Genomic DNA, 23883 nt, shown 5'->3' with positions numbered 1-23883 from the left:
TTGATTAACGTGACTGATATTATAGGCCGAATATCAGTGTTGTGTCAGAGGCGACCAAGCTTACACAAGGTCGCCTCTCAAGCACAATTCCTGTGAGACGAAAGTCTTACACGTCCAGAAGCAGGCGTGTCGGATCTTCCAGCATCTCTTTCACTGTCACCAGGAAGCCTACTGACTCCTTACCGTCAATGATACGGTGGTCATACGACAGCGCCAGGTACATCATAGGCAGAATTTCAACTTTACCGTTGACTGCCATAGGACGGTCCTGGATTTTATGCATGCCTAAAATCGCGCTTTGTGGCGGATTAATGATAGGCGTAGACATCAGAGAACCGAATACACCACCGTTAGTGATGGTGAAGTTACCGCCCTGCAGCTCGTCCATAGACAGCTTGCCGTCACGGCCTTTAATTGCCAGTTCTTTAATGCCCTTCTCGATACCTGCCATGCCCAGCGTGTCGGTATCTTTCAGTACCGGTGTTACCAGACCACGCGGTGTTGATACCGCAATGGAGATATCAAAATAGTTGTGATAACAAATGTCATCACCGTCAATCGACGCGTTCACTTCAGGGAAACGCTTCAGGGCTTCAGTTACAGCTTTCACATAGAAAGACATAAAGCCAAGGCGGATACCATGACGTTTTTCGAAGCTGTCCTGATACTGCTTACGCAGATCCATGATTGGTTTCATGTTCACTTCGTTAAACGTTGTCAGCATCGCCGTAGAATTTTTCGCTTCCAACAGGCGATTAGCAATCGTTTTACGCAGACGCGTCATAGGGACACGTTTCTCAGTGCGGTTACCGGTTGGCAAAGACGCCGTCTCGTCAGCCTGGGTCGCTGCAGCAGCAGGTTTGCTGTCGCCTGACTTCAGGTACTTCTCAACATCTTCTTTGGTAATACGGCCGTTCTTACCGGTGCCTTTCACTTTCGCGGCATCCACGCCTTTTTCTGCCAGCAAACGACGTACAGACGGGCTCAGCGCATCGCTGTCACCATCGTCGCTGTCATCTGATGCAGTTGCAGCAGGTGCTGACGCACCCGCGCCTTCGGTAAATTTCGCGATAATTTCTTCCGCGGTCACCGTCGCACCCTCTTCGGCCAGAATTTCTGACACGGTGCCGTCTGCAGGCGCGACAACCTCAAGCACTACTTTATCGGTTTCGATATCCACCAGATTCTGGTCACGACTTACCGCTTCGCCAACCTGAACATGCCAGGTTGCAATGGTCGCATCGGCCACTGACTCAGGCAGTACCGGTACTTTCACATCATGTTGCTTACCACCGGCCGCAGGTTTGCTGTCGCCACCCGATTTTTCAGCACTCTCGGCCTTGGCTGGCGCGCTTTCAGCAGACGCAGATGACGACGCAGCACCTTCTTTCAGCTTGGCAATCACCTGTTCACCCAGCACAGTTGCACCTTCTTCATCGAGGATCTCATCGATTACACCGTCAGCCGGAGCCACAACTTCCAGCACAACCTTATCGGTTTCGATATCAACCAGGTTCTGATCGCGTTTTACTGAATCACCGGCCTTGACGTGCCAGGTTGCAATGGTGGCATCGGCAACTGACTCAGGAAGGACCGGAACTTTTATCTCAATTGTCATCTGTGGTTCCTTATTTGATAGTGAGTGCGTCTTCAACCAGGGCTTTTTGCTGCTGGTTGTGAACAGAAACATAACCTACTGCCGGTGAAGATGAGGCTTCACGTCCGGCATATGTCAACTTGGCGCCATCTGGAATCGCTTGCCAGAAGTGATGCTGGCTGCAATACCAGGCTCCCTGGTTTTGCGGCTCTTCCTGACACCAGACCCAATCTTTCACGTGGCTGTATTGTGCCACAATCTTCGCGCATTCTTCCTGTGGGAATGGATAAAGTTGCTCCAATCGGATGATTGCGACGTCTGTTTGCTCATTTTTCCGGCGCTGATCGAGAAGGTCGTAGTACACCTTGCCCGAACACATGACAACCCGTTTCACTTTCTTCGGATCAAGGTCGTCAATTTCGCCAATTACGTTGTGGAATTTACCTTCTGCCAGCTCTTCGAGCGACGAGGTTGCCAGCGGATGACGAAGCAGCGACTTCGGTGACATCACAATCAGCGGTTTACGCATTGGACGAATCACCTGACGACGCAGCATGTTAAATACCTGCGCCGGCGTTGACGGCACGCAGACCTGCCAGTTGTGATCAGCACACATCTGCAGGAAACGCTCGAGGCGCGCAGAACTGTGTTCAGGTCCCTGCCCTTCATACCCGTGCGGCAGCAGTACAGTCAGACCACACAGACGGCCCCATTTCGCCTCACCCGAACTCAGGAACTGGTCAAATACCACCTGGGCACCGTTGGCAAAGTCACCGAACTGCGCTTCCCAGATAGTAAGACAGTTAGGCTCCGCCGTCGCAAAGCCGTATTCGAACGCCATCACAGCTTCTTCTGACAGCACTGAATCATAGATTTCCAGTTCACCCTGGTCATCGCTGATGTGCTGCAGCGGGATATAGGCTTCGCCATTGTCCTGGTTATGCAGCACAGCGTGGCGATGGAAGAAAGTACCACGACCTGAATCCTGACCAGTGATACGGATATCATTGCCACGGGTAACGATACTCGCGTACGCCAGGTTTTCGGCCATACCCCAGTCGAGCTGCTTCTCGCCGGCAACCATGGCTTTTCTGTCCTGGTAAAGTTTGTTAACACGCGAATGCAGCTTCACCGAGTCAGGGTAACGGGTAATCGCCTCACCCAGTTTTTTCAGTTCATCGACACTGATTTTGCCATCGTAATCGCAATCCCAGTCATGGCCCAGGAACGGACTCCAGTCGACACTGTGCTCGGCCATCGGACGCCATTCGTCAACCACGCAGGCACCGTGATCCAGTGCGGCACGGTAATCGTCAACCAGCTTCTTGGCATCTTTGTCTTCAATAGTGCCTTCAGCAACAAGTTGGTTGGCGTAAATTTCGCGCGGAACGGGATGCTTCTTGATTTTCTGGTACATCAGCGGCTGTGTTGCGTTTGGCTCATCCGCCTCGTTGTGACCATGACGACGGTAACAAACCAGGTCAATGACCACGTCACGCTTAAACTTGTTACGGTATTCCAGCGCCAGTTTGGTAACAAACGCAACCGCTTCAGGATCGTCTGCATTAACGTGGAATATCGGCGCCTGTACCATCTTGGCAATATCAGTACAGTATTGCGTAGAGCGGGTGTCTTCAATTTTAGATGTGGTGAAACCAACCTGGTTATTGATCACAATGCGGACCGTACCGCCCACCGCAAACCCGCGGGTCTGTGACATGTTGAAGGTTTCCTGCACCACACCTTGTCCGGCAATCGCGGAATCACCGTGAATAGTGATAGGCAGCACCATACTGGTGTCGTTGTTACGACGCGACAGACGCGCACGCACGGAGCCCATAACAACCGGGTTTACAATCTCAAGGTGAGACGGGTTAAACGCCAGCGCCAGATGCACATTACCGCCTGGTGTAGCAAAGTCAGATGAGAAACCAGCGTGGTATTTTACGTCACCTGAGCCCAGCGACTCATCGTGTTTACCAGAGAATTCATCAAACAGTACAGATGGGTTTTTACCCAGCACATTAACCAGCACGTTCAGACGTCCACGGTGCGCCATACCAATAACCACTTCTTTGGCGCCTGCGGTACCGGCTTCGGTAATCAGCCCTTTAAGCATCGGGATTAGCGCATCGCCACCCTCGAGTGAGAAACGCTTCGCACCCGGGAACTTAGAACCGAGGTATTTTTCCATACCGTCAGCGGCGACCAGACCTTTAAGAATGTAGAGTTTTTCTTCTTTGCTGAACTGCGGACGCGCTTCAACAGATTCAATTTTCTGCTGTAGCCAGCGTTTCTGTTCAGTGTCAGTGATGTGCATATATTCTGCACCGATAGAGCCGCAATAGGTGCGGTTCAGCGACTTAAACAGATCGCCCAGTGACATGGTCTCTTTGCCAATGGCATAGGAGCCCACATTAAATACACTGTCAAAATCGTTTTCGGAGAGACTGTGATGAGAAAGTTCGAGGTCTCTGACGCGTGCCTGCTTCCACAAACCCAGCGGGTCGAGGTTGGCATGCTGATGACCACGGAAACGATAAGCGTTGATTAGCTGGAGTACCTTGACCTGGCGATCATCAGAGACGCTCTCTGACGGCGCTGCACTACCCATACGGGCGGTTGGGCCAAGTGAAGCCAGTTTCTTAAACTGCGCTTTAATCTCTGAGTGTTTTGCTTCGAGCTCTACTCCATCAACTTTGGGCAGATTATCGAAGACCTGGCGCCAGGAGTCGGATACGCTTTGCGGATCCTCCAGATACGCCTCGTACAACTCTTCAACATAAGCAGCATTTGCGCCTGCCATGTGTGAAGAGTCCCACCACGCTTTCATCACGCTTTCTTGCATTATTGTGCCTTGCTACGTTTTGTCAAAAACAACCATCCGAGTACTGTATTATAAGGCTATTCGACGTATAACCAACACTAAGCACTTCGAATATATAAAAAAATAGCCATCCCACGAGGATGGCCATTTAGAGCATCACTAGCTGTCACTCAATTGATGACAGAACTATAGTACTAAACAGCCCGTTGTAAAAGCATCGACTTAATATGGCCGATCGCTTTTGTAGGGTTGAGCCCTTTCGGACACACATTCACACAGTTCATAATACCGTGACAGCGGAAAACGCTGAATGCATCGTCAAGATCATTCAGACGTTCGTCTGTGGCTGTATCACGGCTGTCAATCAGGAACCGGTAAGCGTGCAGCAGTCCGGCCGGACCGATAAATTTATCCGGATTCCACCAGAACGAAGGACACGACGTTGAACAGCATGCACACAGAATACACTCGTACAGGCCGTCAAGTTTCGCACGGTCTTCAGGCGACTGCAGGTGTTCACGCGCAGGTGGCTTCTTACCGTCGTTAATCAGGAACGGCTTGACCTTTTCGTACTGGGTGTAGAACTGGGTCATATCAACCACCAGGTCACGAACCACCGGCAGACCAGGCAGAGGTCGAATTACGATTTTGCCTTTGCCCAGCGACGAGATTGGTGTAATACACGCCAGCCCGTTTTTACCGTTCATATTCAGACCGTCAGAGCCACATACCCCTTCGCGGCATGAACGACGCAGTGACAGTGTAGGATCCTGCTCTTTAATCGCAAGCAGTGCATCCAGCACCATCATGTCCTGGCCTTCTTCCACGTCCAGCGTGTAGTCCTGCATCCGAGGCTTATCGTCAACCTCAGGATTGTAGCGATAAATTGAAAAATGTAATTGCATGACTATTGCCTCTCTTAATATGAACGCACTTTCGGCGGGAATGCTTCCCGAAGCTTAGGCTTCATATTGACTTCACGTTTGACCATAGACTCAGTCTGAGGACGATAAATGCTGTGACACAGCCAGTTTTCATCGTCACGATCAGGGTAGTCGAAGCGGCTGTGTGCACCACGACTCTCAGTTCTGAAGTTCGCTGCCACTGCAGTGCTGTACGCGGTCTCCATAAGGTTATCCAGTTCCAGACACTCAATACGCATGGTGTTGAAGTCAGAACTTTTATCGTCAAGGCGTGCATGCTTGAGACGCTCGCGAATTTCACGCAGTTTCTCAAGGCCTTCCGCCATCGCGTCACCCTCACGGAATACAGAGAAGTTAAGCTGCATGCATTGTTGCATGTCTTTCTTAATCTGAACCGGATCTTCGCCCTTGCCTTTCTCTGAACTTTCCCAACGGTTGAAGCGTGCCATTGCCGCTTCGATGTCAGTTGCAGATGCATCACGGGTTGGTGCCATTTCAGACAGGGTTTCACCAAGGTGCAGACCCGTCGCACGTCCGAATACCACCAGATCAAGCAGTGAGTTACCGCCCAGACGGTTTGCACCGTGTACAGATACACAGGCAATCTCACCACAGGCAAACAGACCATTAACTACCTGGTCGTTACCGTTATCATCCACTGTCAGACACTGACCGTGAACGTTGGTCGGAATACCACCCATCATATAGTGACAGGTTGGGATAACCGGAATTGGTTCTTTCACCGGATCAACGTGCGCAAAGGTACGCGACAGTTCCAGGATACCCGGCAGTCGTGACTCAAGCACCTCTTTACCCAGGTGATCCAGTTTCAGTTTAATGTGCGTGCCCCATGGACCTTCACATCCACGGCCTTCACGAATTTCCGTCATCATTGAACGGGCTACAACGTCACGGCCTGCCAGGTCTTTGGCGTTTGGCGCATAACGCTCCATGAAACGCTCGCCGTCTTTATTGAGCAGGTAACCACCTTCACCACGACACCCTTCAGTAACCAGGGTCCCGGCACCGGCAATACCGGTTGGGTGGAACTGCCACATTTCCATGTCCTGTACGGCTACACCGGCACGCAGTGCCATACCAATGCCGTCACCGGTGTTGATGTGCGCGTTGGTCGTCGACGCGTAGATACGGCCGGCACCACCGGTCGCAAGTACTACAGCGCGTGACTTAAAGTACACCACTTCGCCGCTTTCAATATCAATAGCAGTACAGCCTACTACGTCGCCATCCTGGTTTTTCACCAGATCCAGCGCATACCACTCAGAGAAGACTTTGGTCTTGTTCTTAACGTTTTGCTGATAAAGCAGGTGCAGCAGCGCGTGACCGGTACGGTCGGCTGCAGCAGCGGTACGAGCCGCCTGCTCGCCACCAAAATTCTTAGACTGGCCACCGAACGGACGCTGATAGACTTTCCCGTTTTCAAAACGTGAAAACGGCAGCCCCATGTTTTCCATCTCGATGATGGCTTCCGGGCCGGTCTTACACATATATTCAATGGCGTCCTGATCACCAATGTAGTCTGACCCCTTAACGGTGTCATACATGTGCCATTCCCAGTTATCTTCATGGGAGTTACCCAGCGCTACCGTGATACCACCCTGGGCAGATACGGTGTGCGAACGGGTCGGAAATACTTTAGACAACAGTGCGCAGGATTTACCCGACTGGGAAATCTGCAGTGCCGCGCGCATACCCGCGCCACCAGCACCAATTACTACTGCGTCAAACTCATGAATAGGTAAACTCATCTTACACTCCCCACAGAACGAATAGTCCAACAGCGACATAGGCGAACGCGATGATATTCAGTACATACTGAAGCAGTGCGCGCAGACCCGGCAGTTTTACGTAGTCAGTAAGAACCTGCCACAAGCCGATGCGAACGTGAATCATGATGGCAACCAGGGTCGCCAGAGTGAAAACTTTCATGGCAATGCCGGAAAACAGACCTTGCCAGACGTCAAAAGTGATGGTTTCCGTGGAGATAAAGAACCACGTCATAAAAATTGTGTAGGCTGCAATGATTGCAGCAGTCGCGCGCAGCGATACGTAATCCTGAACGCCGTCACGCTTCATACTTGCCTGATTGGTTACCATAATGCCACTCCCAATACGACTGTCAGCACAATCCAAAGACCAATCACAACGTTGGCGCTCAGGTTGCCTGACTCAAGTTCTTCCCAATACCCCATATCCATGATGGCGTGACGGATACCACCGAGCAGGTGATAGGTCAGCGCAGAGGCGGTGCCAATCGCAATCAGCTTGCCGATGATACCGTCCATCAATGCACTCACATGCGCGAACCCGTCAGCGGATGACACGGACACAGCCCATGCCCAGATGACGAATAACAGTGCGAAGAACATTGCGACACCGGTAACACGGTGAAGGATTGACGAAATAGCAGAGGGCGGAAATTTAATGGTATTCAGATCTAAATTTACTGGTCTTTGCTTTTTCACAATTTATGCCTGTTTGTTCCGTAGGGACAAAACCGGGTCATTTTGCAGTGTCCTGTAATGTCCCGGCGTGTTTATTTGTTAACGTGATCGCTCCCTGAGCTGTTAACATTTTGTGAATGTTTTGTAACTTGGTTAACAGACTTAACGGTCCTGTTTTCAAGTACGGCTGAGTATATCCAGCACATTGTACAATTACAATTTTTTGTGCCTTATTAGGACCTTAGTCTTATACCGTCTCCATTACATAGTGAAAACGCTAAAAACCGGATCAAAATTGATCGATTTAGTCCTGTTCGTCGTTATAAAGCGGGCGTAATAGTAGCAGTTGTCAATGTAGATAACTATGATAAGTCGAGCGGATTACGCGCATTTAATCTGTATGCTGAAAAAAGCAACACACACTGTTCAATCTTCGACCATACTCAGAAGACATTCTGTATTGCATGTCAGTGCGTTACGGCAGAGATTGACCAGAGTGCACAGCCGGTAGTGATTGATTTTCAGAGCAAATCGCGACCCGATATCATCAATTTCAATCCGGAATATTTATTGCGCCTATATGCATTTAAATTGACTTATCGGTACAGAATAAAGTACAACTACGCCACTTTTCCCAACGGGTCGGATACTTTTTATCCGATTTCGCTGCAAACAGAACCATTCTGAGGAGAGCATTTTATGGCAGATCAGAAAGCCATTCTTAAGGTCGGCGGTAAGGAAATCGAGCTTCCGGTTCTATCCCCTACCGAAGGTCAGGACGTTATTGATGTACGCACTCTCGGTAGCCACGGCTATTTCACCTACGACCCCGGTTTTTTGGCGACAGGATCCTGCGAGTCAGCTATCACTTATATTGATGGCGCAAAAGGTGTTCTGCTTCACCGCGGTTTCCCAATCGAGGAACTGGCACGTGATGCGGATTATCTGGAAGTGTGTCACATGCTGCTGCATGGTGATGCACCGACAAAAGAACAGTACGAAGAATTTAAAGCAACCATCACGCGCCACACAATGGTGCATGAACAGATTAATATGTTCTTCCATGGTTTCAGAAACGATGCGCATCCAATGGCAATGCTTTGCGGTACCGTTGGCGCAATGTCGTCGTTTTATCACAGCGATCTGGACGTAGGTAATGAAGAGCAGCGTATCCGTAGTGCACATCGCCTGATTGCGAAAATGCCTACGCTTGTTGCTATGTGCTACAAGTACAATATTGGCCAGCCATTCGTCTATCCGCGTAACGACCTGAGCTATGCTGCCAACTTCCTGAACATGATGTTCTCTGTACCGGCGGAAGATTATGAAATCAGCCCGGCTGTTGAGCGTGCAATGGATCGTATCTTTACCCTGCATGCTGACCACGAACAGAATGCATCAACGTCAACCGTTCGTCTTGCAGGCTCGTCTGGCGCTAATCCATATGCGTGTATCGCAGCAGGTGTTGCGTCTCTGTGGGGACCTGCCCATGGTGGTGCAAACGAAGCCTGCCTGAACATGCTGGAAGAAATCGGCAGTGTTGATCGTATTCCAGAGTTTATTGAGCGTGCGAAAGACAAGAACGATCCGTTCCGTCTGATGGGCTTCGGTCACCGTGTTTACAAAAACTATGACCCACGCGCTACCGTAATGCGTGAGAGCTGTCACGAAGTGCTCAAAGAGCTGAAAGTAAACGATCCTCTGCTGGATGTCGCGATGGAACTGGAGCGCATTGCACTGGAAGATGACTACTTCGCAGAGAAGAAACTGTTCCCGAATGTAGACTTCTACTCAGGCATCGTACTGAAAGCGATTGGTATTCCAACCAACATGTTCACGTGTATTTTTGCACTGTCACGTACGGTTGGCTGGATTTCACACTGGCACGAAATGATGAGCGATCCAAAACAGAAAATCGGTCGTCCTCGACAGCTGTACACCGGTCACAGCCAGCGTAAATACACACCAATCAACCGCTAATCAGTGGCTCTGTGTCATACTAAATAGCGCCCCCGTGGCGCTATTTTTTTAAGGAGACTGGTCCATGCCCTACTCTGCTGTATTTCTTGGCCTGGCAGGATTACTGCCCTTTTTATGTATGCCGCTGGCCATCGTAACAGACACCCTGCCACTGCCGCAGGCAGCACGGTATTTCACACAGTATTCTGCGGTTCTGCTTTCATTTTTCGGTGGGATCCACTGGTGGGATGCAATCAGCCACAAACGCTTTAATCATCAGATGGTGGTGGCCATGCTGCCGACCATCACCGGCTGGCTTTGTCTGGTGTTCAGTGGCACGCCACTGGTTTTAGGTATCCTGTCAATCAGCTACCTTGCCATCCTGTTTTACGACAAGTACATGCTGGCACTGCCTAAAAGCGACATCATGAGCTACATGACACTGCGCATGGGACTGACGACCGTCGTTGTACTGACCCACGCCTGGATGATTGCATTACTGACATAAAAAAAGGGTGACATGTCACCCTTTTTGCCTACGCCAGTCTGCCGGTCTGGTAATCATGCAGGGCCTGATGAATTTCGGCCTCCGTATTCATCACAAACGGCCCGTACTGTACCACTGGCTCGCCAATGGGTTCACCGGCAACCAGTATCGCCTTGCCGCCTTTTGGCGTGTCAATACTAACGCTGTCACCGTCGGTTAATACCGCGAGTGTTCCGGCGGTCAGCGTATAACCAGCCACACTGACAACGCCCTCATAACAATACACAAACGCACTATGAGACGCAGGCAGCGGCACGACCAGGGGCTCGGCGCTATCCTGGGTGGTAAAACGTAAATCGTAGAAATGCGGTGATACCGGGCTACCGGTTACCGGTCCTGTGGCGCCGTCATAGTTACCCGCCAGCACATGTACATTGACACCCGGCTTGTTCACAATCGGAACCTCAGAAGGTGGAATGTCCTGATAGCCCGGCGCAGACATTTTTTGCTCAGCAGGCAAATTAACCCAAAGCTGAAAGCCGCGTAAAAGGCCTTCTTTTTGTTCAGGCATTTCCTCATGAATGATTCCCCGCCCGGCATTCATCCACTGGATCCCTCCGGTCTCAATAACGCCGTCATTGCCCACTGAATCACGATGGCGCATACGCCCAGCGAGCATATACGTCACGGTCTGAAAGCCCCGGTGGGGATGCGACGGAAAACCAGCAATGTAGTCTGTCGCCTCTTCAGAGCCGAAGTAATCGAGCATCAGGAACGGGTCGAGGCGTGGCAGCGCGGGCTGCCCGATAATGCGTGTCAGCGCGACGCCTGCGCCATCACTGGTTGCGATTCCGTTAGCCACAGATTTTACGGTTCTGCTCATTGTTTACCTCGTTGATGCGGTGCCATTAAGTCCTGTTCCGGGCCGGCCGGAATCACTTGTGTCGGGTTAATCATGGTATGGCTGTAATAATAGTGCCGCTTGATATGATCCATGTTTACCGTCTGTGCAATACCCGGTATCTGATAGAGCTCTTTCATGTACTCAAACAAATTCGGGTAGTCGGCAATTTGCAGTCGGTTACATTTGAAGTGTCCATGATACACCGCATCAAAACGAATGAGCGTGGTAAACAACCGCCAGTCAGCTTCAGTGATCTGGTCACCGGCCAGATAGCGCTGCGCAGCAAGCCGCGTCTCGACCAAATCAAGCGTATTAAACAACGCATTGAAGGCTTCCTCGTAAGCGCTCTGTGTGGTCGCAAAACCTGATTTATACACCCCATTATTAATGTTGTGATAAACCAGCTCATTGATATCATCAATTTCCTGCTGCAACGCGTCCGGATAAAAATCCTGGTCGTCACCGGTCAGGCGGTTAAATGCTGTGTTAAACATACGGATAATATCAGCAGACTCGTTACTGACAATTTCTTCACGCTGTTTATCCCAGAGTACCGGAACCGTCACCCTGGTCGTGATGGACGGATCAACACGAGTGTAAATTTCGTGCATATACTTTGCACCGTACAGCGTATCACCTGTGGCGCCTGGGTAGTCACCAAACTCCCAGCCGTTTTCAAGCATGTCAGGATGAACAACCGACACTGAGATGTGATCTTCAAGCTGTTTGAGTCTGCGAAAAATTAACGTGCGATGTGCCCAGGGACACGCCAGAGACACATACAGGTGGTAGCGACCGGACTCAGCCGGATAAGTCGCATCAGGGTTGTCCTCAATCCAGTTACGAAATACCGATGCCTGACGTTTAAACTTACCTTCATTACCGTCAGTGTCATACCACTTATCCTGCCACTGACCGTTAACCAGAAGTCCCATAGTGTCTCCTCGCTTTATTAATAACAGTATGATGTATTCCACCACACCACTGTGTAAACGTAACGCGGATAATTCCGGATTGATCTTTCGAAAAAACAGAATGCCTAAAACATCGCGGCAAGAATGGCATCGGCGATGGGCATGGCACTGGTCGCTGCCGGTGACGGGGCATTTCCTACGTGCATCACACGTTCGCTGCGGACAAAATGAAAATCATGCATCAGCGTACCGTCCTGCCTGACTGCCTGAGCCCGGATCCCGCTGCGATACGGTGAAAAGTCGTTCATCGTCACATCAGGGCAGTATTTCTGTACCTGTCTGGCATAAGCAGCCTGGCTCAGGCTGGTTTTCAGTTCGTTCACCACCGCGCCCCGGAATCGCCACAATAATGGGTAAAGTCCGGGAAAACTGATGCTGCGCCACCACTCTGACGGCGACAGCGCGAAGCCGTTATAGGCTTCACGACCACTGGCCAGCACAGCATTGGGTCCCACCGTCGTGTAACCGCCAATCATTTTTGTCAGATGTACCCCAAGAAACGGCATCGCCGGGTCCGGCACCGGATAGATCAGCCGTTCGGTAATGCCATCGAAGCGAGAAGATAAACGAAAATACTCTCCTCTGAACGGCAATATCCGAAAATCGCAGGGTAACCCCTGCTGGCGTATCAGGGTATCGGCCATGAGACCCGCGCAGCAGATGAGGTTTTCTGCGCTAAGAACATGCTTTTTACCGCCCTGACTGACATGACACCGGACAGCATCACCCTGCTCGTCAATGCCATCAACATGTGTGTCATAGCGAAGGGTAAAACCGCTGTATTGTGCACACTCATGCAAGAGATGCCGGGTTATTGCTGCGTAGTCAGTGATGCCGGTATGAGATACAAAAACACCCGCAGTCCCGGTAATGGCGGGCTCCATGTCACGAATTTGCTGACCGGTTAACCGCGTCGGGGATAAGTCGTTCTGCTCACAGTTGGTAAACAACGTTTCCAGCCGGGCTTCCTCTTGGGGGCTGGTTGCCACTATGATTTTCCCGCACTGCTCGTACGGCAGATCATGGGCTTTGCAGTACGCGAGTGTGCGTTCTAATCCTTCGCGGCAATAGCGGGCCTTGAGAGAGCCTGGCGCATAATAGACACCCGCGTGGATGACCCCTGAATTTCGTCCCGTCTGGTGCGCAGCACACTGCGCCTCTTTTTCAAGCATGACCACGCGATGCGTCGGGAAACGTGCAAGATAGGCACGCGCCACTGCGGCACCGACGATACCAGCACCAACAATAATTACATCCGATTTTGACAGTGGGGACGTCATAACCCTGCTTATACTCTTTGCAAAACGCGTTGCCGACTTGCAAGCGAGGTGTTTTTTGCTTACATTCGCGCCGCGTGCGACAGTCAGATGACGACGGTCGACAATCGTTATATTCCAGACTCAGAACCTTACAGGCTGTTTGCTATGAATGACAACCCCCGTTTTGGCGGTATTGCACGACTTTATGGTAGCGACGCGCCACAGTTGCTGCATCAGTCACACGTTGCGGTGATCGGTATTGGTGGTGTTGGTACCTGGAGTGCAGAGGCGCTGGCCCGAAGCGGCATTGGCACCATCACGCTGGTTGATCTTGATGATATCTGCGTTACCAATACCAACCGTCAGATCCATGCCCTCGAAGGGACGGTCGGTCAGCCAAAGGTGGAGGTAATGGCACAACGGATCCGCGCGATTAACCCTGCGTGCACCGTCCATGCCGTTGAAGATTTTGTCACCCAGGACAACATAGCAGAGTATATCTCCCGCGATATGGATGGGGTCATTGACGCCACCGACAGCATCCGGGCGAAGGCTGCCATCATTGCGTTCTGTAAGCGAAATAAGATCCCGGTGGTCACCGTCGGCGGTGCCGGCGGCCAGATCGATCCGACACAAATTACGCGCGACGACCTTGCAAAAACCATTCAGGATCCACTGGCAGCAAAGTTACGCAGTGAACTACGACGAAATTATGGTTTTAGCAAAAACCCAAAACGGCGATTTGGCGTTGAGTGTATCTATTCAACGGAGCAATTACGCTACCCGCAGCCTGACGGGAGTGTGTGCCACAACAAATCCGCAATGGAAGGCGGCACCCGCCTTGACTGCGCTGGCGGATTTGGCGCCGTTGTTACCGTTACCGCCACCTTTGGTATGTTTGCAGCAGCCAGCATCATAAACCGGCTGACCGGCAACAAATAGACATCCCGCGTTAACTCACGCACAATGGCAGAATAATAAAAAGGAGATGTCGAATGACCCCCACCGAATTGGAAACACTGATGCATGACAGCGCCAATGACGCGGTCGCGGTTGCAAAAGAAGAGTTTGGAATTACGCTGGATTTTACTCCAGAGAGCCTGGCACTGGTTGATGACGTGTTACTGAGCTTTCTGGATAAATACCGCGACAAAGCACTGGAAGACAACGCCGTGTTTACCTTATGTAACGTGTTTGGTGCCTACGCCGGCGAAACACTGAAACGCCGGGTGGGCGGCGAATGGCATTATGACAACAGTAACCCTGAAGCCCCTTACGTGGTGCTGGAAGTCGACTCCCGTTCCTATGCCTTTGCCGGTATCTGTTATGAACGCCTGGTCAATGACAGCCAGGTGAGTGTCAAAGCCTACTTTGACCATGCGCTGACGCAGCACCAGCACTGATCTGAATTACGCCGGGTCAGTGTCGCTTACTGGCCCTTTCTTCCAGTCTTCCAGCATCCAGCGCACATGCCGGCTGCGTGCGACGGCATACAGACAAGCCAGTGCCATAAACAGCCGTAACCCGGAATACGCCTGAAACTGCCAGTGCATTTTTATCTCTGCCCACACCTGAAGGCCGGCAATGGTCAGCAGGCCGGTTATCAGCAGTGGCCGGATAACCGCAGCCCAGCGTATCCACCCCCGCTTCCAAAGACGCTCACGCTGCGCGGTTAATACCAGCGCAATGACCACCGGAAACCCTGCTACCAGATTCGTGCCCAGCAACACCCTGTCCGGATAAAACAGTGCCAGCAGTTCGTGAGTCTGTTGCATTGACGCCAGAGCAAACACCAGAACCAGCCAGTCGATACAGGCAAAGGCAAATAACCAGTACAGCCAGCGCGGTGGTAAAATATGACCGGCTTCATCGTAGCAATGCAGTGGTAATTTCAGCACGCAAGCCTCACAGCCAAAGGCAATATCACACCATCAGTGTGGTAACGTCGGCCTGGTCTGCGCGGCCAGCGTGGCAATAATAAACTCAATGGCGCGTTCACTTCTAAACGAATCGTGGGAAGACGGTACAATAATCGTTTCTCGCGCATAATCAAGACAGGTAAGTATTAACGCGGCAGCGAAAGCAAGACAAAAGCTGCCTTCACTGAAGATATCCTGTATAATCCGCGTCCACTTTTTAACCGGTCCTTTAACGCAGGTTTTGACAGGCTATGACAGTAGAACGTTTTACCCCCAAACAGACAACCACGCTCGATATTCCAGTAAAAACACTGGAAGCCGGGCGCAATGAGACCGCACCCGCAGGCAGTCGCATCGGCTTTGTCAGTCTGGGTTGTCCTAAAAACCTGGTGGATTCTGAGCGGATTCTGACGCAACTGCGTACCGAGGGCTATGATGTGGTGCCTACATATCATGACGCAGACCTGGTCATTGTAAATACCTGCGGTTTTATCGACTCGGCAGTCGAGGAATCACTGGATACCATCGGCGAGGCGCTGAAAGAAAATGGCCGGGTTATTGTGACCGGGTGTCTTGGTGTGAAGGATGATGAAATTCGCGAGGTCCATCCTAATGTCCTGGCAATCACCGGACCGCATGCCTATGAAACGGTCGTAGACCAGGTTCATGAGCACCTGCCGAAACCCGCGCATAATCCATTTCACGATCTGGTGCCCGACCATGGTGTGAAACTCACCCCTCGTCACTATGCGTATCTGAAGATTTCTGAGGGCTGCAATCATCGCTGTACATTCTGCATTATTCCCTCCATGCGGGGCGATCTTGTCAGCCGTCCGATGGGCGAAATTCTGGATGAGGCAAAGCGACTTAAAGCCGCCGGCGTCAATGAGCTGCTGGTCATTTCCCAGGATACCAGTGCCTACGGTGTCGACGTAAAACACCGCACCGGCTTCTGGAATGGTATGCCACTGAAAACACACCTGAGTACACTTAGCGAAAAACTTGGTGAACTCGATATGTGGATCCGTCTGCATTATGTTTACCCCTATCCGCATGTGGATGATCTGATCCCACTGATGGCAGAGGGAAAAATTCTTCCCTACCTGGACATGCCGCTTCAGCATGCTAACAAACGCATTTTACGACTGATGAAACGCCCGGGCAGTGCCGAGCGAACACTCGAAAGAATTAAAAAATGGCGCGAGCAATGCCCGACACTGATCATTCGCTCGACCTTCATTGTTGGCTTTCCGGGTGAAACAGAAGAAGAATTCGAAGAGCTGCTGGATTTTCTGCGTGAGGCACGCCTTGACCGTGTTGGCGCTTTTGCCTACTCGCCGGTTGATGGCGCAAAAGCCAACGAATTGCCCGATCCTGTGCCTGAAGCGGTTAAACAGGAACGTCTGGCGCGCTTTATGGAAGTGCAGAGTGAAATCAGCCAGTCTCGCCTGCAGGAGCGTATCGGGCAGGAATATCAGATAGTCATCGATTCTGTCGACAGCGAGGGTGCCGTTGGCAGGACCTACGCTGACGCGCCAGAAGTCGATGGTGTTGTTCACCTGAACGGCGTTTACGACGTGCAGCCGGGACAGCGTGTCTGGGCCGAAATCATCCACGCCGACGCCCATGACCTGTGGGCCGTATTGTCTGAAGAGCAGGACGACGAATAATCTGTTAAAAAGCGATGTCGTAATGTGCTTTGTCGTTACCTTGTCTACACTCAATGTGGCAGAAAGTTAATGCGTTATGGAGGCACGATGAAAGCAGCCGGAATTCTGTTACTGGCGCTGGGTGCTTTCGCTGGTTATGGTACCTGGCGGTTGTTGTCCTCTGAACAGTTCATTTACCACAAAGGTATCACAGGCGGTGGCGGTCAGGTATATGCAGCAAGCGATCGCCCTGAAGATTTCAGGGCGACCGTTATTATTGCGGGTACCATGAACGGTATCTGTCTGATTACCGGTGTCATCCTGCTGGTAAGATCCGGCAAAAAGTAATCGGTCACGGTCAGTACGTCAGCATCCCGCCCAGCGTTTGTACTCCAACCCCGTGTTCAGACTCGCTTATTAATCCACGGTACGCCATTACGATTTCGCAGAATTTTGAGCGTTAACTTTCCACAATTGGCTTTGCGGCTTATCACTAATCAAAAATATGCAACGACTTAGCTTTAGAATCGGTAGCAACTTGTTTTTTAGCCATGAAAAGGTAAAAAGTCACCATGCAAATTGACGTTGTCATTGTAATGATAATTAACGCATGGATTTCTGCAGCGCCGAACAAAAAAAGTAGCAAAGAATGGCTACCAGAAATAACCACGAGCAGAGCTAAGTTTTTAACCATATTGCTTTCCTTTGGCTAAACGCCTTCACAATTGTGAAGGCGATAAGGTTATGGCCACTTGTAATACATCGCCATGCCCGATGAGATAATATAAGCGCCCGCCAATACACCTATCCCTATGGGATTAGTAACAGCTAACGCCATACCTAAAAAGCCCATAGCAGCGCCAATTGAAACGCCCCACTCCGTTGTTCCTGCGGCAGCCACGGCGTTAATTTCAGTTTCTGATAATTCAATCATCAATTTTCCTTACGTTGATGAAAACAATGTCGTAACACCCATGGGTTACAAAGCAAAGATAGAAATTATCAACGTAGAAGGACACTGAACTGGGGATCTAAAAAGCTGGCTAAGCGCTTAGACTAAATGCTGCTTGTTAAAATGACAGCTGTGCCAGACGCACATTCCATCGACCATCATGGTCTCTTAAACAATCTTCTTGGGTGTCAAAGCGGATGTGCCGATGAACTGACGCAAGCCGAATGCCGATATCGGACATGGCCTGGCCAATCAGTGACACTAAGTGTTGTGTATTGGCCAGTTCGAGTGAATCGCGGGTGTCAAACACACAGGTGATAGTGAGAGACTCGGGAAACGCGCGGTAGTTCACCTGGTGTGTGAGCCACTCAAACCCCTCAATATCTTCCAGCGCAGTTTCACACACCCGGGTGAGTACCAGACGAATGGCGTTGTCTGTCTTCTTGTCCGTTTTTGTCATACCGCGCCGTCAGTCAACCCTCAGCACACTGACATCTGCCCGGGTATCATCGGCGCCCATTTTCGCAGCGCCACCTATCACGTAAATCGCGTCATCGATGGTAACCGCACCCAATCCGTGCCGGGGTACAGGCATCTCACTTACCGCCTGCCAGCGCTGATGTTCGGTATCAAATGCCCAGACCTGACTAAATACGCCACCCTCGCCTTCAAAATATTCACCACCAAACACGTAAATGGTGTTGTTAAGCGCGGCGCAGGCAAGCCCGCCCTGTGCCTGTGGCATCGCTGGTGCTTCAGTCCAGACGTCTCCGGCCGGTGAATACACGTGATGTGATGTCAGGTTTACCAGTGCTTTGGTACGGCCACCAATGACATGCCACTTGCCGTTCACCTGCACACCACAGGCACTGTTTTTTGCTTCAGGTAAGGGCGCTGCCGTATGCCAGGTGTCGGTCTTTGGGTCATAGACGCCGTGCCATTGGGTATCCGTACTGTCGCGCCACTGCCCGTTTTTGTCGCCCTCGGGCGTGCGCCCTCCGGCAACGTGGAGTTTACCGTCAATCACCGCAGACACAGTTTCTGCCAGAGGGTGTGGTAGCGGTGCCCGCGTTTGCCAGCCCTGCCCGGTAAGTTCATAGGTATCCGCCGAGTTTGTCCATTTCCCGTCAGCCGTCTCGACAAAGCCGCCAACCGAAAACAGACGGTCAGCAATCCCCACCAGCATGGGATGATGTCGCTTTTCAGGCAGTGCTGGCAACGCTTCCCATGTCTCGCCCGGTTTGCCGCGCCACACTTTGTCAGTGATGGCGATGCGGGTAGCCGGGTGCGCATACAAACCACCACCCACTACCATGCTGCCCTGCCATACGGTGGGGTAAATTTCCTGTACAGGGTCCGGTAGCGGTACAGATTTCTCCCAGCTGACGTCAGCCTGTGCGAAAAATGATAACGCCGCAGTAATACCTATCAAACCGGCGCGCACTACCATGGTAATGCCTCCCCGTTTGCGTGAACAAACTGACCGGAGGTATCCATCGTCAGTTCATCAATTCGCTCTGCAATGCGGCTTGCTGCCGTATCCGCGTCCACATCACCGTTTCCATTTACCATTTCGGTCTGTACAAACCCGGGATGGATAACACCTACCGCAATACTTCTGGATGCCAGATCATTCGCCAGCGATACAGCAGCCGCATTGAGTGCAGCCTTGGACATGCGATATCCGTAATAACCACCTGACTGATTGTCACCCATAGAGCCCATGCGACTGGTGATCATGGCAATTTTTGAACCGCCGCTTAAACGCGGAAGCAGGCACTGGGTTACCAGCAATGGCCCCATCGCATTCACCCTGAACTGATAATCAATGGTATGCGGGTCCCAATCATCAACCCCCTCTTTGCCAAGCACACCAGCATTGTTCACAAGCAGATCGATATCAACACCAGCGAGTGGCTTTAACGCGTCTTTCAGGTGCTCTGGTTTGGATACATCAACGCCACTGATAACCGTTGCGCCTGACTTATTAAGGGCATCACAGCTATTTCGGCAGGTCGCATAAACCTTGTCACCGCGTGCCAGATAATAATTAACCAGAGCCAGACCAATTCCCCGGTTACCACCAGTAATCACCACATTCATCTGCGTTTCTCCACGTCGTTTCTTCTTATCGCTGCGTCGCTGATATCGCGAGCAGGTGCTTCAAGTCCTCAGGGGTGTCTACGCCCACCGGCGGTGCAGCCTCAGCCACGTCACATAAAATGTGGTCGCCATACCACAGCGCACGAAGCTGTTCGAGTGACTCAAGCTGCTCCAGGGCAGACGGTGCATATGCCACATACTGACGGACGTATCCCGCGCGGTATGCGTATAATCCTATATGCCGAAGGTAATGTTGTGGATCAGCGTCAGTCGGGTGCGACATCATGCGATCGCGCTCAAACGGAATGGTACTTCGCGAAAAATACAGCGCATGCTTTTTCGCATTGACGACCACTTTCACCACATTAGGGTTGATGACCTCTGCCACTGACTCTATTGGCGTCGCCAGCGTCGCCATCTGGCAGTCATCCTGGTCATTTAACAGCCCCGCCACCTGGCGAATATTTTCTGCCGGCACAAAAGGCTCGTCGCCCTGGACATTGACAATAATGGTGTCATCGGCAATGCCACGGTCATTAATCACCTGGGCAATACGCTCAGTGCCCGACTGGTGTGACGCATCGGTCATGCACACGTCAACAAACCCTTTAGCCACGTTGGCAATGCGCTCATCATCGGTAGCAACAATGATATGGTCAGCGCCGGCTTCTGCCGCCCGCTCGGCAACGTGCTGGATCATCGGTTTACCGTGTATATCGGCAAGCGGCTTACCGGGAAAACGCGTCGAGCCAAAGCGGGCTGGAATAATAACGGTAAAGTTCATGGGGATTACCGGGTAGCGTCTACGTCGTCGAGTGACAGTTGCGTCGCTTCCGCCTCAATCAGAACCGGAATACCATCACGCACCGGATAAGCAAGGCGGTCAAACCGGCACACCAGGCTTTGCGTATTTTCATCAAGTACCAGTTTTCCTTTACAAACGGGACATGCCAGCACTTCCAACAGTTTTTTATCAAATATCATGAGGGTTCCTTATCGTCGCGCGCCATTGACAGCGCTGCATCAATCTGTTGATAAAACAGCGGGGGCAAATCGGCCTCTACCGGCAGATACCAGCAGTTATCATGGGCAATCCCATGCATTTTCACCGCGTCTTTTTCAGTCATCAGTACCAGGCCGTCGGGGATATCATCGTCAACAAACTGATGATGATCGGCAAATGCCATCGTGTCGCTCAGTACCACACCCTGCCCCGATAACTGGGAAAAAAATCGCGCCGGATTACCAATACCCGCAATAGCAATACAAGGCGTTGCTCCCAGCGATGTCAGTGTCCGGCTTTCTGCCGGTGCATTGACATTGACGAGTTTGCCGCCACTCAGCGTCATCGCAACCTGTGGCGTCGTGACATCATCGAGCAGCACAGGCTCTTCTGACCCACTGTTATGCACGATGACATCGACCGTATTCAGCCGCCAGCGTCCTTCACGCAGCGGCCCCATGGGCATCAGCTTTCCGTTACCGCACTGGCGGTTGTCCATGACGACAATTTCCACATCCCGGGCCAGCGCATAATGCTGCAGGCCATCGTCACAAATAATCAGCGTGCAGCCCAACGCCTCAAGCGCCTTAACTCCGCGCGCACGTACCGGATCTATCACCACCGGGAGCCCCGTTCGCCGGGCAATAAGCAGCGGCTCATCACCGGTTTTGTCTGCCGGGTCATCATGCCGGACGCGATACGGAAAGGTATTGCACTTACCACCATAGCCACGACTGACCACACCTACCTGACGTCCCTGCTTTTTATAGTGCTCAGCCAGTGCAATAACAACCGGTGTTTTACCATTGCCCCCCACCGATATGTTACCAACAACAATCACCCGGGCACGGGGCCGGTAAGCTTTCAGTATTCCCAGTTGGTAGCCTTTACGGCGCAGTGAACTGATTAACCAGAACAGTGCGCTTAACGGCAACAGCAGCCACAACAGTGGATTTCCTGTGTACCACGCCCGCTCGATTGCTGCACCAACACCTGCACTCATCAAAGTTACGATGCCTCACCAAACTGCAGGGCGTGCAGCTGAGCGTAATGCCCCTGTTTATCGAGCAACGTCTGGTGCTTGCCCATCTCAATAATTTTTCCGTTGTCGACCACAATGATGGTGTCGGCATTTTCAATGGTCGACAGGCGGTGCGCGACCACCAGACTGGTGCAGTTGGCCTGCAGGCTTTCCAGTGCATCCTGGATAAGACGCTCGGATTCGGTATCAAGCGCAGACGTTGCCTCATCCAGAATCAGAATTGGCGCATTGGCCAGAATCGCCCGCGCAATCGCGATACGCTGTCGCTGTCCACCGGACAGCATCAGACCATTTTCGCCGATGATAGTATCCAGCCCATCCGGCAGTTGCGGAAGAAACTCATTTACGTGCGCCATTGCCGCCGCCTTTTCAATCTCTTCGCGGGTCACATCGCCTTCTCTGCCATACGCAATATTGTTGGCAATGGTGTCGTTAAACAGGATCACATGCTGCGATACCACCGCGAACTGCGCCCGCAGCGATTTTAAATCGATATCATTCAGTGGCATGTCATCAATGCGCACTTGCCCGTCCTGGGGCTGATAGAAACGCGTCAGCAGTGATGAGATGGTTGACTTACCGCTCCCCGAGCGTCCAACCAGTGCAATCGACTGCCCCGGCTGCGCGCTGAAACTGATATTTTTAAGCGCCGGGTGGTGTTTACCCGGGTAGGTAAAGGTCACATCATCAAACTCAATTTTGCCCTTCGCGCGGGTGAGGTGATGGGTACCGTCATCGGCTTCATCCTGCTTATCCAGCACGTCAAAAACGCTGGCACAGGCAGCCATGCCTTTCTGAAACTCATTATTGATGGTGGTAAGCTGTTTAAGCGGTTTCAGCAGCATTACCATACAGAACACCACGTTAATGAACACACCGGCAGTCAGTGATTCCAGCATACCCGGCGTGCTGGCGATATACAGCACAACGGCCAGCGCGACCGACGCAATGACCTGAATGGATGACACGCTTAATATCTGTGTCACTGCCAGCTTCATAGTTTGCTGACGGTTAGTATTATTCTTTCTGGCAAACCGCTCCTGTTCGATTTGCTGTCCCCCAAACATCAATACGACTTTGTGACCTTTTACCGCCTGTTCAACTGCAGAGGTCAGGTTTCCCATGGCCTGCTGGATATTGCGGCTGACTACCCGAAAGCGTTTACTGACCACGGAGACAATCACCGCTACCAGCGGGCCTATCAGCAGGAATATCAGTGACAGTTGCCACGAATAATAAAACATCACAGCCAGCAGGCCGATGACCAGTGCGCCTTCGCGCACCAGTGTCAGTAAAGCTTTGCCGGCGGCGTTGGCGACCTGTTCGGTGTCGTAGGTCACTTTACTGATGAGGTTTCCAACCGACTGACTGTCGTGAAAAGACACCGGCAGATGGATGTATTTATCAAACAGTTGCTGACGCATACGTAATACCACCTGCGAACCGATCCAGGTCAGGGTGTAGCTACCGAGAAAATTGAATATGCCGCGCAAAACAAACAACGGAACAATGGCATAGGCCGCCAGACGCAGGTACTCATGGTCGTTATTCCCCAGCGACTCATCAATCATGGGTTGCAACTGGGCAAACACGAAAGTGTCTACGGAAGAATAACCAATCATACCGATAATGGCTGCCAGAAACGGCAGCTTGTAGGGCCGGAGATAACGTAAAAAACGGCGAACCTGTGACGGCGAATACGGAGCGTGTTGCATGTGGTTGTTACATTCTCTGTTGAGTTCCGGGTGTATTGTACAGATAAGTCGACAAATTCCCTAATCCGGTAACCAGCCTGACACAGGGTTTATTAGGCTTTACGC

Annotated in this window: 25 protein-coding genes; 6 read left to right on the top strand and 19 right to left on the bottom strand. The window is 51.6% G+C overall.

What is annotated here, in order from left to right; translation table 11 throughout:
* Positions 1 to 106 precede the first annotated feature (106 nt).
* From odhB to sdhC, 6 genes are all read right to left on the bottom strand, one after another.
* Positions 107 to 1618 (bottom strand): 2-oxoglutarate dehydrogenase complex dihydrolipoyllysine-residue succinyltransferase, encoded by a 1512-nt coding sequence (gene odhB, locus AB1N33_RS01475; protein WP_411269749.1) that lies wholly within the window; start codon positions 1616 to 1618, stop codon positions 107 to 109.
* 10 nt (positions 1619 to 1628) lie between these two features.
* A complete protein-coding gene (gene sucA, locus AB1N33_RS01470; RefSeq protein WP_411269748.1) occupies positions 1629 to 4445 on the bottom strand; it encodes a 2-oxoglutarate dehydrogenase E1 component in 2817 nt (938 codons plus the stop codon).
* A 173-nt stretch (positions 4446 to 4618) separates the two neighbouring features.
* Entirely contained in the window at positions 4619 to 5329 is a 711-nt protein-coding gene (locus AB1N33_RS01465) for a succinate dehydrogenase iron-sulfur subunit (RefSeq protein ID WP_411269747.1), read from the bottom strand.
* A gap of 14 nt (positions 5330 to 5343) precedes the next feature.
* Complete coding sequence (gene sdhA / locus AB1N33_RS01460) at positions 5344 to 7116, bottom strand: succinate dehydrogenase flavoprotein subunit (RefSeq protein ID WP_411269746.1); 1773 nt, start codon at positions 7114 to 7116, stop codon at positions 5344 to 5346.
* Between the two features lies 1 nt (position 7117).
* Complete coding sequence (gene sdhD / locus AB1N33_RS01455) at positions 7118 to 7465, bottom strand: succinate dehydrogenase, hydrophobic membrane anchor protein (RefSeq protein ID WP_411269745.1); 348 nt, start codon at positions 7463 to 7465, stop codon at positions 7118 to 7120.
* Complete coding sequence (gene sdhC, locus AB1N33_RS01450) at positions 7459 to 7833, bottom strand: succinate dehydrogenase, cytochrome b556 subunit (RefSeq protein ID WP_411269744.1); 375 nt, start codon at positions 7831 to 7833, stop codon at positions 7459 to 7461. Before sdhC ends, sdhD begins: the two co-directional genes overlap by 7 nt.
* A 678-nt stretch (positions 7834 to 8511) precedes the next feature.
* On the opposite strand from sdhC, the gene AB1N33_RS01445 reads away from it, so the two are divergent.
* Together AB1N33_RS01445 and AB1N33_RS01440 are read left to right on the top strand one after the other, a co-directional pair.
* Positions 8512 to 9792, top strand: coding sequence for a citrate synthase (locus tag AB1N33_RS01445; protein ID WP_411269743.1), 1281 nt, complete (start codon positions 8512 to 8514; stop codon positions 9790 to 9792).
* A gap of 64 nt (positions 9793 to 9856) precedes the next feature.
* Positions 9857 to 10279, top strand: a complete 423-nt coding sequence (locus AB1N33_RS01440; RefSeq protein ID WP_411269742.1) for a DUF3429 domain-containing protein — start codon at positions 9857 to 9859, stop codon at positions 10277 to 10279.
* A gap of 28 nt (positions 10280 to 10307) precedes the next feature.
* Here the strand turns inward: AB1N33_RS01440 and AB1N33_RS01435 are convergent, their stop codons facing one another.
* The 3 genes from AB1N33_RS01435 to lhgD all read right to left on the bottom strand — a co-directional run bounded on the left by AB1N33_RS01435 (position 10308) and on the right by lhgD (position 13416).
* The gene (locus tag AB1N33_RS01435) at positions 10308 to 11141 is read right to left on the bottom strand and encodes a pirin family protein (RefSeq protein ID WP_411269741.1); all 834 of its coding nucleotides are present in this window, start codon (positions 11139 to 11141) and stop codon (positions 10308 to 10310) included.
* Positions 11138 to 12097, bottom strand: a complete 960-nt coding sequence (locus AB1N33_RS01430; RefSeq protein ID WP_411269740.1) for a glutathione S-transferase family protein — start codon at positions 12095 to 12097, stop codon at positions 11138 to 11140. Before AB1N33_RS01430 ends, AB1N33_RS01435 begins: the two co-directional genes overlap by 4 nt.
* A 104-nt stretch (positions 12098 to 12201) precedes the next feature.
* Positions 12202 to 13416, bottom strand: a complete 1215-nt coding sequence (gene lhgD / locus AB1N33_RS01425; protein ID WP_411269739.1) for an L-2-hydroxyglutarate dehydrogenase — start codon at positions 13414 to 13416, stop codon at positions 12202 to 12204.
* A gap of 144 nt (positions 13417 to 13560) precedes the next feature.
* Between lhgD and tcdA the strand changes: the two genes are divergently transcribed.
* Both tcdA and AB1N33_RS01415 read left to right on the top strand, forming a co-directional pair.
* Positions 13561 to 14337 carry a tRNA cyclic N6-threonylcarbamoyladenosine(37) synthase TcdA gene (gene tcdA, locus AB1N33_RS01420; RefSeq protein ID WP_411269738.1) on the top strand — a complete coding sequence of 259 codons (777 nt, stop codon included), beginning with the start codon at positions 13561 to 13563 and terminating at the stop codon, positions 14335 to 14337.
* 53 nt (positions 14338 to 14390) lie between these two features.
* The gene (locus AB1N33_RS01415) at positions 14391 to 14798 is read left to right on the top strand and encodes a hypothetical protein (protein ID WP_411269737.1); all 408 of its coding nucleotides are present in this window, start codon (positions 14391 to 14393) and stop codon (positions 14796 to 14798) included.
* A gap of 6 nt (positions 14799 to 14804) precedes the next feature.
* Here the strand turns inward: AB1N33_RS01415 and AB1N33_RS01410 are convergent, their stop codons facing one another.
* Positions 14805 to 15293: a DUF2919 family protein gene (locus tag AB1N33_RS01410; RefSeq protein ID WP_411269736.1), complete on the bottom strand. Its 489-nt coding sequence runs from the start codon at positions 15291 to 15293 to the stop codon at positions 14805 to 14807.
* Between the two features lie 272 nt (positions 15294 to 15565).
* Between AB1N33_RS01410 and rimO the strand changes: the two genes are divergently transcribed.
* Both rimO and AB1N33_RS01400 read left to right on the top strand, forming a co-directional pair.
* Positions 15566 to 16984, top strand: coding sequence for a 30S ribosomal protein S12 methylthiotransferase RimO (gene rimO / locus AB1N33_RS01405; protein ID WP_411269735.1), 1419 nt, complete (start codon positions 15566 to 15568; stop codon positions 16982 to 16984).
* 87 nt (positions 16985 to 17071) lie between these two features.
* Positions 17072 to 17311 carry a hypothetical protein gene (locus tag AB1N33_RS01400; RefSeq protein WP_411269734.1) on the top strand — a complete coding sequence of 80 codons (240 nt, stop codon included), beginning with the start codon at positions 17072 to 17074 and terminating at the stop codon, positions 17309 to 17311.
* 145 nt (positions 17312 to 17456) lie between these two features.
* On the opposite strand, the gene AB1N33_RS01395 is transcribed toward AB1N33_RS01400, so the two are convergent.
* From AB1N33_RS01395 to msbA, 9 genes are all read right to left on the bottom strand, one after another.
* Positions 17457 to 17657, bottom strand: coding sequence for a hypothetical protein (locus AB1N33_RS01395; protein WP_411269733.1), 201 nt, complete (start codon positions 17655 to 17657; stop codon positions 17457 to 17459).
* A gap of 48 nt (positions 17658 to 17705) precedes the next feature.
* On the bottom strand, positions 17706 to 17897 hold the full coding sequence (locus AB1N33_RS01390) for a hypothetical protein (protein WP_411269732.1): 192 nt from the start codon (positions 17895 to 17897) through the stop codon (positions 17706 to 17708).
* Between the two features lie 136 nt (positions 17898 to 18033).
* A complete protein-coding gene (locus AB1N33_RS01385; RefSeq protein ID WP_411269731.1) occupies positions 18034 to 18375 on the bottom strand; it encodes a Fis family transcriptional regulator in 342 nt (113 codons plus the stop codon).
* Positions 18376 to 18384: 9 nt separating this feature from the next.
* Entirely contained in the window at positions 18385 to 19365 is a 981-nt protein-coding gene (locus AB1N33_RS01380; protein ID WP_411269730.1) for a Kelch repeat-containing protein, read from the bottom strand.
* Entirely contained in the window at positions 19359 to 20018 is a 660-nt protein-coding gene (locus AB1N33_RS01375) for an SDR family oxidoreductase (protein ID WP_411269729.1), read from the bottom strand. The genes AB1N33_RS01380 and AB1N33_RS01375 overlap by 7 nt, the downstream gene beginning before the upstream one ends.
* A gap of 25 nt (positions 20019 to 20043) precedes the next feature.
* Positions 20044 to 20802, bottom strand: a complete 759-nt coding sequence (kdsB, locus tag AB1N33_RS01370; RefSeq protein WP_411269728.1) for a 3-deoxy-manno-octulosonate cytidylyltransferase — start codon at positions 20800 to 20802, stop codon at positions 20044 to 20046.
* A 5-nt stretch (positions 20803 to 20807) separates the two neighbouring features.
* Positions 20808 to 21002 (bottom strand): Trm112 family protein, encoded by a 195-nt coding sequence (locus AB1N33_RS01365; RefSeq protein ID WP_411269727.1) that lies wholly within the window; start codon positions 21000 to 21002, stop codon positions 20808 to 20810.
* Positions 20999 to 22024 (bottom strand): tetraacyldisaccharide 4'-kinase, encoded by a 1026-nt coding sequence (lpxK, locus tag AB1N33_RS01360; RefSeq protein ID WP_411269726.1) that lies wholly within the window; start codon positions 22022 to 22024, stop codon positions 20999 to 21001. Before lpxK ends, AB1N33_RS01365 begins: the two co-directional genes overlap by 4 nt.
* A gap of 5 nt (positions 22025 to 22029) precedes the next feature.
* Positions 22030 to 23778: a lipid A export permease/ATP-binding protein MsbA gene (msbA, locus tag AB1N33_RS01355; RefSeq protein ID WP_411269725.1), complete on the bottom strand. Its 1749-nt coding sequence runs from the start codon at positions 23776 to 23778 to the stop codon at positions 22030 to 22032.
* Positions 23779 to 23883 lie beyond the last annotated feature (105 nt).

The sequence above is a fragment of the Alteromonas nitratireducens genome, from assembly GCF_040812025.1.
Lineage (GTDB): Bacteria > Pseudomonadota > Gammaproteobacteria > Enterobacterales > Alteromonadaceae > Alteromonas > Alteromonas nitratireducens.
This window is presented reverse-complemented; position numbering and strand designations above follow the sequence as displayed.

Excerpts from the sequence above, each read along its gene's own strand:
- odhB (WP_411269749.1), bottom strand. The coding sequence starts at position 1,618 with ATGACAATTGAGATAAAAGTTCCGGTCCTTCCTGAGTCAGTTGCCGAT.
- sucA (WP_411269748.1), bottom strand. The coding sequence starts at position 4,445 with ATGCAAGAAAGCGTGATGAAAGCGTGGTGGGACTCTTCACACATGGCA.
- AB1N33_RS01465 (WP_411269747.1), bottom strand. The coding sequence starts at position 5,329 with ATGCAATTACATTTTTCAATTTATCGCTACAATCCTGAGGTTGACGAT.
- sdhA (WP_411269746.1), bottom strand. The coding sequence starts at position 7,116 with ATGAGTTTACCTATTCATGAGTTTGACGCAGTAGTAATTGGTGCTGGT.
- sdhD (WP_411269745.1), bottom strand. The coding sequence starts at position 7,465 with ATGGTAACCAATCAGGCAAGTATGAAGCGTGACGGCGTTCAGGATTAC.
- AB1N33_RS01445 (WP_411269743.1), top strand. The coding sequence starts at position 8,512 with ATGGCAGATCAGAAAGCCATTCTTAAGGTCGGCGGTAAGGAAATCGAG.
- AB1N33_RS01440 (WP_411269742.1), top strand. The coding sequence starts at position 9,857 with ATGCCCTACTCTGCTGTATTTCTTGGCCTGGCAGGATTACTGCCCTTT.
- AB1N33_RS01435 (WP_411269741.1), bottom strand. The coding sequence starts at position 11,141 with ATGAGCAGAACCGTAAAATCTGTGGCTAACGGAATCGCAACCAGTGAT.
- AB1N33_RS01430 (WP_411269740.1), bottom strand. The coding sequence starts at position 12,097 with ATGGGACTTCTGGTTAACGGTCAGTGGCAGGATAAGTGGTATGACACT.
- lhgD (WP_411269739.1), bottom strand. The coding sequence starts at position 13,416 with ATGACGTCCCCACTGTCAAAATCGGATGTAATTATTGTTGGTGCTGGT.
- tcdA (WP_411269738.1), top strand. The coding sequence starts at position 13,561 with ATGAATGACAACCCCCGTTTTGGCGGTATTGCACGACTTTATGGTAGC.
- AB1N33_RS01415 (WP_411269737.1), top strand. The coding sequence starts at position 14,391 with ATGACCCCCACCGAATTGGAAACACTGATGCATGACAGCGCCAATGAC.
- rimO (WP_411269735.1), top strand. The coding sequence starts at position 15,566 with ATGACAGTAGAACGTTTTACCCCCAAACAGACAACCACGCTCGATATT.
- AB1N33_RS01400 (WP_411269734.1), top strand. The coding sequence starts at position 17,072 with ATGAAAGCAGCCGGAATTCTGTTACTGGCGCTGGGTGCTTTCGCTGGT.
- AB1N33_RS01395 (WP_411269733.1), bottom strand. The coding sequence starts at position 17,657 with ATGGTTAAAAACTTAGCTCTGCTCGTGGTTATTTCTGGTAGCCATTCT.
- AB1N33_RS01390 (WP_411269732.1), bottom strand. The coding sequence starts at position 17,897 with ATGATTGAATTATCAGAAACTGAAATTAACGCCGTGGCTGCCGCAGGA.
- AB1N33_RS01385 (WP_411269731.1), bottom strand. The coding sequence starts at position 18,375 with ATGACAAAAACGGACAAGAAGACAGACAACGCCATTCGTCTGGTACTC.
- AB1N33_RS01380 (WP_411269730.1), bottom strand. The coding sequence starts at position 19,365 with ATGGTAGTGCGCGCCGGTTTGATAGGTATTACTGCGGCGTTATCATTT.
- AB1N33_RS01375 (WP_411269729.1), bottom strand. The coding sequence starts at position 20,018 with ATGAATGTGGTGATTACTGGTGGTAACCGGGGAATTGGTCTGGCTCTG.
- kdsB (WP_411269728.1), bottom strand. The coding sequence starts at position 20,802 with ATGAACTTTACCGTTATTATTCCAGCCCGCTTTGGCTCGACGCGTTTT.
- AB1N33_RS01365 (WP_411269727.1), bottom strand. The coding sequence starts at position 21,002 with ATGATATTTGATAAAAAACTGTTGGAAGTGCTGGCATGTCCCGTTTGT.
- lpxK (WP_411269726.1), bottom strand. The coding sequence starts at position 22,024 with ATGAGTGCAGGTGTTGGTGCAGCAATCGAGCGGGCGTGGTACACAGGA.
- msbA (WP_411269725.1), bottom strand. The coding sequence starts at position 23,778 with ATGCAACACGCTCCGTATTCGCCGTCACAGGTTCGCCGTTTTTTACGT.